Annotated in this window: 9 protein-coding genes; 7 read left to right on the top strand and 2 right to left on the bottom strand. The window is 31.8% G+C overall.

Going from position 1 to position 7,755, the window contains the following annotated elements:
• Positions 1-590: 590 nt before the first annotated feature.
• The 7 genes from CLV38_RS12945 to CLV38_RS12920 all read left to right on the top strand — a co-directional run bounded on the left by CLV38_RS12945 (position 591) and on the right by CLV38_RS12920 (position 6,584).
• A complete protein-coding gene (locus CLV38_RS12945) occupies positions 591-1,700 on the top strand; it encodes a HesA/MoeB/ThiF family protein (RefSeq protein WP_106196342.1) in 1,110 nt (369 codons plus the stop codon).
• A 156-nt stretch (positions 1,701-1,856) separates the two neighbouring features.
• Positions 1,857-3,005 carry an arginase family protein gene (locus CLV38_RS12940; protein WP_106196340.1) on the top strand — a complete coding sequence of 383 codons (1,149 nt, stop codon included), beginning with the start codon at positions 1,857-1,859 and terminating at the stop codon, positions 3,003-3,005.
• On the top strand, positions 3,002-3,529 hold the full coding sequence (locus tag CLV38_RS12935) for an isochorismatase family protein (protein WP_106196338.1): 528 nt from the start codon (positions 3,002-3,004) through the stop codon (positions 3,527-3,529). The genes CLV38_RS12940 and CLV38_RS12935 overlap by 4 nt, the downstream gene beginning before the upstream one ends.
• Positions 3,504-4,718 carry a hypothetical protein gene (locus CLV38_RS12930; protein WP_106196336.1) on the top strand — a complete coding sequence of 405 codons (1,215 nt, stop codon included), beginning with the start codon at positions 3,504-3,506 and terminating at the stop codon, positions 4,716-4,718. Before CLV38_RS12935 ends, CLV38_RS12930 begins: the two co-directional genes overlap by 26 nt.
• 68 nt (positions 4,719-4,786) lie before the next feature.
• Positions 4,787-5,668 (top strand): helix-turn-helix domain-containing protein, encoded by an 882-nt coding sequence (locus CLV38_RS12925; protein WP_106196334.1) that lies wholly within the window; start codon positions 4,787-4,789, stop codon positions 5,666-5,668.
• On the top strand, positions 5,662-5,784 hold the full coding sequence (locus CLV38_RS14125) for a hypothetical protein (RefSeq protein WP_281260068.1): 123 nt from the start codon (positions 5,662-5,664) through the stop codon (positions 5,782-5,784). Before CLV38_RS12925 ends, CLV38_RS14125 begins: the two co-directional genes overlap by 7 nt.
• 248 nt (positions 5,785-6,032) lie before the next feature.
• A complete protein-coding gene (locus CLV38_RS12920; RefSeq protein WP_106196332.1) occupies positions 6,033-6,584 on the top strand; it encodes a tyrosine-type recombinase/integrase in 552 nt (183 codons plus the stop codon).
• Between the two features lie 456 nt (positions 6,585-7,040).
• Here the strand turns inward: CLV38_RS12920 and CLV38_RS14120 are convergent, their stop codons facing one another.
• The gene (locus CLV38_RS14120) at positions 7,041-7,166 is read right to left on the bottom strand and encodes a hypothetical protein (protein WP_281260067.1); all 126 of its coding nucleotides are present in this window, start codon (positions 7,164-7,166) and stop codon (positions 7,041-7,043) included.
• Positions 7,167-7,186: 20 nt separating this feature from the next.
• A complete protein-coding gene (locus CLV38_RS12915) occupies positions 7,187-7,651 on the bottom strand; it encodes a hypothetical protein (RefSeq protein WP_106196329.1) in 465 nt (154 codons plus the stop codon).
• Positions 7,652-7,755 lie beyond the last annotated feature (104 nt).

Genomic DNA, 7,755 nt, shown 5'->3' with positions numbered 1-7,755 from the left:
CACCTTTACCATATCAGAATGGGGTTCTTTTTTCATCACTTAACAGGTGAAAATGAAAAAGTAAATTTAAGCTGCCGTTAGGCAGTTGGCACATGTTTCAACGAAAAGTATGAATTGTTCAGGTACTTGATAATAATTTAAACAAAACACAATTAAGAGATAAAGCTAACATAACTAATTCAAATGGCAAGGTTGTCTGGTTCATGGTATATTGAGTATACATAAGGAGCACCCTTTCTATGATTTGTTTTGGTGACTTAATTATATCAAAGCCGTGCTCCTTTTGCGTACATAAACAAATAAGATCCGCTAAAAATCTCAAGTAGATTTTCAGCGGATCTTATTTGTTTTTCTGGGACTTTTGTCCCAACCTCTTTTCTTCCGCATTGAGTGGTTTTATTATCCGCGCTGCCTGGCTCTAAACTCCGCACATGGGGCTCAAACTGTCCGCAATATCCACTATAAATAGATAATTTATTGTATTAATTCCAAAATTAATATTGACAAAAGAAATAGAAAGAGTAAGATTAATATTAATATATTATTAATAAATCATTTATAATATAAATAATATATTAGTGGAGGTTTTTATGGAGTATCCTTATTTTAAAAAACAATTTTCACTTGTTCCTTACCAAGATAAGCTTTCAATAGGTTCAACACCTGGAATTGCATTAGAAATTGAAGATCCTAATCAATTGGTTTACAAAATATTGATATACTGTGATGGAGAAAGTACAGTTGAACAAATTGCTGAAAAGATTGAGAAAGAATATCCTGAAGTGACTTATAGTGATGTAAACGACGTTATAAATACTGTTTCTTCATATCCGTACATAATGGAAGATCATAAACTTCAAAGATCTTCGAATTTATCTAATGTTCAGATTGAACGACACAGCAGAAATATGAATTTTTTATCAAATTTTGATCCGGACGGTACGACTAAGTACGATAAAATGGAGGCAATTATTAATTCAAAAGTTTTAGTAATTGGTCTGGGTGGCGTAGGATCATCAGTGATCTTGAATTTAGCAGCTTTAGGAGTATCTAAAATAGTTGGTGTTGATTTCGATAAAGTTGATTTATCCAACTTGAATCGACAACTTCTATACGATGAAGCAGATGTAGGAAGTTATAAAGCTGACAGTTCTAAAAGACGTATCAATCAGTTTAATAGTGAAGTAGATTTCGAAACATTGAATCAAAAGATAGAGTCATCAAGAGATGTAAAAGAATTGATCGTAAAATATGATATTGATTTTATATTTTGTGCTGCTGATCAACCTTCTATTTGGATTTATAAATGGATTAACCAGGCATGCATTGAGACTTTAACTCCATGGATATATGGAGGGAATAGTGAAGCAACTTCTTATTTCCAAACGATTCTCCCTGGTGAAACTAGTTGTTTTCAGTGTAGAGAAGATAACCTCATTGAATCTTCCAAGGAAGGAACTGATAAGTACTTTTCTGTACTAAATAATGGGTACGCAACTCAAAATAATTGTTTAGCGGCAACTTCAGGTTGTTTAACTGCATTTATGATATTTGACTTTATACGTGTAATTGCTGATTTTGATAAACCTAGGGGTATCAATAAGTTATTTACAATTGATTATAGAGATTATACTATTTCTCATATTGAACAAGAGTTTAATCAGCACTGCAGTTGTCATTTGGTTAAACAAACAATTTAAGGAGGTGATATAAATGGTTATCCAAGTTAAAGTGCTAGATGAAGTAGAATTGACTAAACGTGGTGGTCGTAACACAATCAACCCAGAGTCGTAAGTAATATAGAACATAGCGCGGTCAATTTTTATTGGCCGCTTTTACATATAGGGGGGTAAAGCATGAGATTAAAAAAAGAATGGATATCTGTTATACCCAAAAAAGAAAATTATCAACTAATTAATAGTATGAGTGGGCAAAAAAGTGAAATTAATTTAGATACATTGACAATAATCCAAAATTTACCAGAAACAATTAGCATTGAAAAGATTACAAGAGAATATCCTGATTTGTCATTAGAATCTACTCAATTACTTTTAGACTTTTTAACTGAAATGAATTTAGTTTTTGAAGAAAATATTACCGTGAGACTTAGAAAGTTACCTTTGATAGAAGAGGTAACAGAAAAACTATTCGATGGGAATAATAAGAAATCTAAAATAGCAGTGTTGGGGCTACCATACGACGGAGCCACCTCTGGGAAAACCGGTACAAAAGTTGCTCCTGATTTTTTGCGAAAATACACTGCTGGAATTTCATCAAATTATTTAGATGTTAATTTAGAAAGCCGTGCTGATCATTATTATTATGAATTCCGGAATTCAATTAATGATGTAGGAAATGTGTTAACAGTTCCTGGGGAAGGGTCTCAAAATTTTCATAGAAGAGTTTTTAATTCATTAAGTAAATTAATTGATGAGGGAGAGTACGGCAAATTCATATTTTTAGGAGGGGATCATTCAGTTAGTTACCCATTATTACAGTCATTATCATCAAGCGGAGTAGCAGATATAATTTATATTAAATTTGATGCCCACTACGATTCTTCAGGAGAGATAGAAGGTCTTCCAGTAAACCATCATAATTATATAAGTAAAATAAGAAAGTTAAGTGGAGTGTCAGATATTTTTCATATAGGAGCAAGAGAGCCCAGGAGAAGTACCTACGATATTTCAGAAGATCTAGTATTAAACTGTTTAGAAGATTTTAATGAAAACATTATTAAGACACTTAAGGGGAAAAAAGTGTATATATCAATTGATATAGATATTTTGGATCCTTTAGTAAACCCGGGAACTGGATTTCAAGTCCCTTTTGGAATTTCCTTGGAAGATTTAATTTCTAAGCTAGAACAACTACAAGAATTTGATGTAATCGCAATAGATATTGTTGAATACAATCCCTTGTTGGATAGAAACCAAAAATCTTTGTATAATGTGTTGAAACTTCTAGAAAAATCAATAACTATATTGGAGAGGATAGAAAAATGAAGGCTTTAATAATTTTAGATGCGCAAAAAGGAATTATCGAGAGAAAAGATTTTAATAGTCAGTTGGATAATATACACAAACTAATAGATCAGTTTCAAGAAAATGGAGATTTGGTGCTAGCTACTAGACATATAGATAAAGAAGAAGGTAGTCTAATCTATCACAAATCAGATAAGAGTAATATAGAAGAAAAAATATCCGAGAAGATTTCCTCAGTTTTCGATAAGGAAACTCCCAACATTTTCAAAGAAACAGAAATCACTAAATATTTGACAGATAATGATGTAAGGCACGTATTTTTCACTGGTTTTAATGCTGAATATTGTTGCTTGTTTAGCTCTATAGGTGCTGAAACGCTTGGCTATAAAGTAACGTATATTGAAGATGCTTCTGGAACAGTAAATGATGGCGAGACATATGAAATGGAGAACATTGATGTGGTGGACTTTGTTGGATGTATACTAGATTGGTCAGGTATTGTAGAGGTGTTATATTACGATGAGTATAGAGAAAAATACAGTTGAATATGAACAAGAAAATGTGATAAAGCTCTTTGATGATGTTATAGCAAAATTTGAATCAGAAGATCGCTACATTATTGGTAGAACTTCTATCAATAGATATATCGAGGTGCCGGAAGTAGGGTATGATTTAATTATAGGATTAAAAAAGCTGAAATCTGTGAAAGACTTGAATGAAAATCTAGAAAAAAAATACAATGAAGAAATAGATGTATTATCGTTTATAGAAACTTTAGTAGAATTGAATTTTGTAAAACAAAAGAATGAAGAGGTATATTCTAGTGAAATTAGACAAACTAAGGGTATAACGTTCCCATTCTTTGAAAAAAAACATTTTAAATGGTTATTCAGTAAATCATTTGCTATTGTTTTTATTCTCTATATAGCACTTGTAAGTTTTTATTTATTTATTATCCAAGGAGAAAGTATAATCATTAATTACAATGATATATTTTTTACAGATTCATTGCTTATTATTACATTAGCAATTTTTGTCATAGATACTTTACTGGTAATGGTTCATGAGTTTTCCCATTTCATTTCTATTAGAGGATTGGGTGGGGAGCTCGGACACATCGGTATTGGAAGAAGGTTGTTTTATTTTGTCTTCCAAACCAAAATAGAAAACATATGGGCATTGCAAAAAAAAGATAGACTACTAGTTTACAGTTCTGGAATGATTTGCGATGTATTCTTAATAGTAAATTTATATTTACTTTCACATATTACAGAAAATAGTATGCCATTAATGTACGGATTATCTAGAATTGGAATTCTTAGTCTTTTTGTAGGTCTTTTATTTGAGATGAAATTTTATATGAAGACAGATATGTATTTTTTAATAGCCGATCTAGTAAATAATCCTAATTTGTTGCAAGAGTCAATTGTTTTTTTGAAAGACACTATTAGAAATAAGAATATCAAAATAATAAATAGATCAGTAGCCGCATACTCTGTATTATTACTCGTAGGGGTAGGAATAGAAATTTATGTGCTATTTAGATTCTTCATACCGATATCTTTAACAGCTTTGGAGCAAACATATAATCTCTGGCTGGCAGGAGAAAACGAACTTTTTTACACTAACCTTTTAACTATCTCTGTAACTATGATTGAAATTATTCTTGTTGCAATTATGTTTTTAAAAGAGAAAAATATTCTTGCTAAATTACGACGAAAGAGACTGGCCTAGATATTTGTAGTTGATAACTATTTTTAATAATGATAGTATTCTTCTAGAAAATAGAAGGAGAATAGAAGATGGTCTTAGGGCAGTTAATCAAGAAAAGACGGAAAGAATTATTGATGACTCAGAAACAGTTAGCAGAGGGTATTTGTGTCCAAGCATTGATAAGCAAGATTGAAAATGAAGAAGTTATACCTAGTGATGAAAAGATAAAAAAAATAGCCGATCGCTTAAATATTCCGTTAGAGTATTTTGAAGATGCCCTAGCTGTTGTTACAGATAAAACTAATCAAAACGATTTGAATGGCATTATCAATACTATTAGGGAATATTTGACAAAAAGAGAGTACGATACGATTCAATATTTATTGGACGCTTATAATGAAGAAATTAAATGTGCTACTAGTGATAATGAAATTGTTTTTTTTGAATGGATTTATGCAACAATGTATTATTATCGTACTAAAGATAGTGAAGGTGCGTTAGAAAAATTAAAGAAAATTCCATTGTCAGAAAAAGAACAAGAAATCTCTGTAGAAATAATAAATGCTATTGGGAGAATCTATTATCTAAAAAAAGAGTATTCCGAAGCAATGGAGTACTTTGAAAAAGGCATGTTGTATATGTCTAAAGAAAATGATTTAAACTATAGTGTGCGAGTAAAGCTACTGTTCAATTATGCTCTTACATTAGCGGTAACGGAAAATTATAAGAAAGCAATGGAAGTAATTAATAATGGTATTGGTATTCTAGTTAAAAATAATTCGTTATTTTTGTTAGGAGATTTTCAGTACGAGAAAGGCGTTATTTTTAAAAAGATTGGAGATTCATCTGCAGCAGAGAAGCACTATTCGAATGCGTACAGTATTTTTGACATACAGAACAATGAACAATTCAAGAATAGAACTCAAATAGAGCTGAATGAATTAAAAAAAGGGAGAGATGAGCTATGTTAAAAAAAATGTTAAAAAATATTGTTTTAGTATCGTCAATTATTATAATTGGAGGAGTAGGTATTCTTTCTGTTCCTTTGGGGGATGAACATTTACCACCAGTAGAGAGACAAAGCTAAATAGCATAAGATTTGGTTGAATGACATTCGATATGCTCTCAATAGAGTGCTAGAAACGATGGAAGTTCTTCCACATATAATTAAGATTAGTATCTTGAATCACTCATAAATACATGAAATTGTGTAAAATCGTGTATCAAGAATCCCGTTATATCGGGGTTCTTTTTATTTGAGGGTCCATAATACATGATTATGTGGTATAATGAATGTAATCATGTATCGCTTTTGTGGAAGGAGAGCCGCTCAAAATGACCTACAACGTCCAACCCCTACGAACTCAGCAAGAAATAAACGACTTTTTATTCTGTTTACGACGCAATCAGCACGCTGAACGGGATGTGTTTCTGTTTTTGATCGGGATTAACAGTGGATTACGCATGTCCGATATCGTTAAATTGAAGAAACAGGATATTTTAACGTCAAAAAATCCTCGTATTGTGGAACAAAAGACGGGGAAAACACGCATATTATATTTAGGAAGCCTTCAAGATCTAATCCAGGACTATACTAAAACCCTGGACCCAGAGGATTATCTATTCCCTAGCAGCAAAGGCGGCCATTTAGAAGTGAATACGGTCTATCAAATGTTTCAAAAAGTCGCCAAGCTTTTAGGACGAGACGATATCGGGACCCACACCTTGCGCAAGACGTTCGGCTATCACTACTATAAGAAAACAAAAGATGTGGCTACCCTTATGGAGATATTCGGTCACAGCAGTGAAAAAATCACCAAACGGTACATTGGGATCAATGAAGATGAAATTAGTGAGACATTGTTAAATTTTAGGTTAGGATTTTAAATATCTTAATAGAATAAGAGTAAAAAATTCAATGTCATTTGATCTTTCTCTGTCAAATAATGATAATTGCATCGGAAATGTACCAGAGTGAGGTGCAGACAGTTCTGGTTAATCGCTAAGAACTGTCATTTGAGGAATTTATATATATACAACGGGTATCAAAATTCAAAAACAGAGATTTAGAAACTAAAATTGAACCAGCCTATAACCAATTCAACATTTTAGAATTAATGAATATATATAATTTGTCCAAGAAAACAGCTTTAATATAGAGCTATGAATTGTTCAGGATAAATGTTGTTAAATAAAAGATGACCCCATGGTCTTATGGGATCATCTTTCGTGAGTAGTATAATATTTGTCTTATGAGTTCATAGGTGGAGGTTTAGAGATAAATTATTACCATTAAAGAGTAGATTAATTATATGGAAAGAATTAAGTTTAACAGACACTTTTCTATTGCTTTCGTTTGTCAGTAAAAGTACTATCCTCTTCCTTTAAAGGACCTCCCATACCACCAATTAAACCTATGAAAATATATATAAATATCTTACCTGCTCTTTTTATAAACTTCATCTTCATGTCTCCTCCTCTTTATATGACTATCGTACTACGCTGACATTTACTATACTACCATTTACACTTGTTACCCTAGTAGTTACCCGGTTATAGTAGCGTATTCTGTATGTACTATTTGGGTTTATACTATAGTATACATCAATTACTGCTCTTCTAGCTGCAGCAGGTAGATGTTGTGAAGCGGGTAAATTTCTTGCTCCCCAAGTAGCTAATTCAGATCCAGTAAAATTTCTGTAATAGGGGCCATAAGTTATAACAGTTGGTGCAGTTGAGAAAGTTTGAAACTCTCTAGAATCATCATTACCATATAATCTGGATAGCATAGAATCAGATAAGTCTTCAATTTTATGCTCGCCTAGTATTAATTCTTCTTCGTTAGAAACTTCAATCGTTGAAATAGAATCTAAGCTACTAGCATAAACACTGTTTGTGTTTCCCACTACTAAAATTCCAAAAAATAATAAAAGCAAAGTTAGTAATTTTTTCATTATGTTCCTCCTCGTATTATAAGTTTATGGTACTAATCTTAGTTAGTATTGCTTGGATATTCTGGGATATTCCCTAATAATAGGGCCATGGAATAGGTCCACCG

It is taken from the genome of Alkalibacterium olivapovliticus, assembly GCF_003003275.1.
Lineage (GTDB): Bacteria > Bacillota > Bacilli > Lactobacillales > Carnobacteriaceae_A > Alkalibacterium > Alkalibacterium olivapovliticum.
The sequence above is the reverse complement of the archived record's forward strand: the minus strand, read 5'-3'. Positions and strand labels throughout refer to the sequence as shown.